The sequence below is a fragment of the Facilibium subflavum genome, assembly GCF_003574485.1.
Lineage (GTDB): Bacteria > Pseudomonadota > Gammaproteobacteria > Francisellales > Francisellaceae > Facilibium > Facilibium subflavum.
Map to the genome: position 1 here is coordinate 1 of NZ_QLIT01000258.1, position 2910 is coordinate 2910.

A 2910-nucleotide genomic window follows, 5' to 3' on the forward strand; every position below is an offset into this window, starting at 1 on the left:
TGGTTCACAGAACCTAATAATCCAATAGATTTTTGCTCTACCCTATCCATAAAAAGCAACGCACTTGATTTAATACATTTATCAGAAACAAGTGTCTCATTTTTTTGTATAATTTCATTTTTTACAAGCGCAATATCTTTCATCGAAAAATCATTTAATTTTCCTTTAGAAACAAGATAATTAATGAGCTTAAGCTGTGCATCTTTGCAACAAATTACATCATCTAGACCAAGCGAAGTATCATCAACTTCTTTTTCAACAAGATATGCACACTCATATAAGGGCTTTTGCCAGCTCATTGCGTACATTGATTGAAAACCAATATCATTTGCTAACTGATTGTGCAATAGCTGCAAAGCCTGATTAAATACTCCTTGCCCAAACCGCATCTCCAAAAACTGACCAAAATCAGTCAACGCTCCAGGAAAATTCCCAGAGGGTGATTGATCATAGATAAGCCTTTCAATATGCTTTAATAGCCGTTGTGTTGTATTATCTTCTTTTGTGAAACTTTCACCAGACATAATACTTACACCATTATAGGGCATATGAGTTTGATAAAACGTACTAGATTTTAACTTATTGCTAATTGGCAAAAGTGCTTCTCTTTCGGAAAAAAAGTGATCAATCAATTTTAGGTTACTTTTCCATTGATACAATGAAAAGGCATATTTAGTCTTACTAAAAGATGTATTTATTTTAGCCTGCTGGTTCAGCATAACCGTATAAGCTGTACTAAATTCAGAAAGCTCGCTTATCGCTTCACTTGGAATATTTGTATCTTTTTCTACATCGGATATAACTTTACTTAAAAGATTTGCACTTATATAGGAAAAGTTCCTTTTTACATGGCCATAAAACTGAAACTTCCCTTGTTGTAAAGTAATTTTGGCTGTTTTTTTTTAACATTTTTTCCTCCATGATTGTTAATTTTCCAAAAATATAAGCATACTCAATACGCTAAATCATATCAAACATATACACTTATATTTTATTGGTATAGTCATTTGTTTGCATACTCACTGCTTTTTCCATAAAAATCGCTTTACTTGACTTAAGTTTATTTGATGCAACTAAAACTTCATCTTGCCTGTTAATATAACGAACAATTGAGTTTCCAATGTCTTCAGGTTTATATTCATTTAGCTTTCCATCTTGAATTAATTGATCAATAAGCTTTAACTGTGCATTTTTGCAGAAGATCATCTCATCTTGTTTTAGATCTGTTTTATAAGCTTCCAACTCCATCACATAAGTTGTCTTAGGATCCCCCCAGGTGGATATAAATGATCCAGGTGGACTGCTATTAAGATGCGCATCAGTTACAGGCCTAAACCCTGTGTTCTCAGCAAGCTGATTATCCAGTAACTGTAATGCTTTATCAAAGCCCTCGCTTGCGAATTTCTCCTGAAGCAGTTTACCATAGTCAGTTAATTTTCCCGGGGTATTCTTACCTGGTTTTTGTTCATATATTATTTCTTCAATATCATTTAAAATTTTTCTTGTTGTATTTTGCGCTTTATGAGGCTCTTTGTGCTTTGAGTCCACATCCGGCAAATAAACTTTATTTGTACGATATAGCAAATCATCAATAACACCTTTTGCAAGTGCTTTTAATTGATCGTTTTGATTGACAAACGTTTCAACTTTTTGCAAGTTCATACGAATCTCGTCTCCAGTAAATATGCCATCCTTTTTTGTAAGCATCTGATTCATCTCATCTTGCGACTTAATCATATCGCAATATTTTTTTGTGAATTCTTCTAATCGCGTGAAACTTTCTTCTGAAACACCCCCTCCTATTAAACACTTGCTCTTTATGCCAAATAAAACATTTGCACCAATATATGAGAAGCCTTTTTTATTTTGATTATAAAAATAATTCTTGTTCTGAAATGCCTGAATTAATCTTTTCACTTTTTATTCCCCATAGTTTATTTTAAAAGTTATATGAATTTAATACACACCCCCGTGTTATCACACCGCGTGTAAAGTATGAATGTAATTTTACTTTTAGATAGTTTTATTCATAAATACACCTTTGCAATACTCAATTTACATAAGCCACATTATGATTCTCAAAAAAGCGTTAAGCTATCGTAGAACCCCTGGAAAATAAATTCCAACAAAATAAAGTCCTTTAAATGACCAAAAAAACAGTAAAACTACTCGTTTTTATACTTACAATGGAAATAATACTTGTGCGTTATTTGCAGTTATGAATAAATGACCAGCATGGTTACACACTAACTTTTGTGTAAATAAATACTTGCTCGCCTGTTAGGTTCTGTGAACCATTTTTAACAATATACAAAACATACAGGGTCCAAATATTTCAAAGATCTTTTTGCTTCACAGAACCTATTTCTTTTTTATTATTTATTTCAAATCCTTCAAATATCTGAGGTGTATTTTTCTCAGACTGTAAGAGCTTATTTTTCTTCATTTGAGCGGAATAAATTTTACTATATTGTTCCCATATCACGTTAACAGCATTTTCATAACTGACTATTTTTTGATAACAAGTATAATGAAAGCTTGAAGGCTCTGCGTGATATAGCTGTTCAAATTTGTTATAAAAATGATCTTTATAAAATTCCTCATATTTTTTACAAAGCTTTTTGTCATCTTTAGACTTACCAGATCTGCATGCCATTAAAACAGCGCCTATGATCTTTGGATCAGACTTTAATAAATTGCATAAATGCATATAAAATTTCTCAAAAAATTTTGTCGAGTAGACATCTCTGTTTCTCCTATTTATAATTTAAATTTTAAACATAATGTGAGAAAGCATGATGCCCCTCACAGAACCGTACTTGTAGATTTCCCACATACGGCTCTTCAATTTAACTCACTGAACCTGTTAAAGTATAAAAATCATGTGTTATCCGTGGTTGTGTTCGTGGT

General features: G+C 32.0%; 4 protein-coding genes. 1 reads left to right on the forward strand and 3 read right to left on the reverse strand.

Features of this window, described 5'->3' with window-relative positions:
* The 3 genes from DNK84_RS12775 to DNK84_RS12785 form a co-directional block, all read right to left on the reverse strand.
* A partial coding sequence (locus DNK84_RS12775; RefSeq protein WP_162902458.1) for a hypothetical protein occupies nt 1–524 on the reverse strand: 524 nt, incomplete at its 3' end.
* A 460-nt stretch (nt 525–984) separates the two neighbouring features.
* Nucleotides 985–1917: a hypothetical protein gene (locus DNK84_RS12780; protein WP_119344866.1), complete on the reverse strand. Its 933-nt coding sequence runs from the start codon at nt 1915–1917 to the stop codon at nt 985–987.
* 418 nt (nt 1918–2335) lie between these two features.
* A complete protein-coding gene (locus tag DNK84_RS12785; RefSeq protein ID WP_162902459.1) occupies nt 2336–2710 on the reverse strand; it encodes a hypothetical protein in 375 nt (124 codons plus the stop codon).
* Between DNK84_RS12785 and DNK84_RS14700 the strand changes: the two genes are divergently transcribed.
* On the forward strand, nt 2705–2910 hold a 206-nt coding region (locus DNK84_RS14700), incomplete at its 3' end, for a hypothetical protein (RefSeq protein WP_208123332.1). The two genes, DNK84_RS12785 and DNK84_RS14700, sit on opposite strands and share 6 nt — an antisense overlap.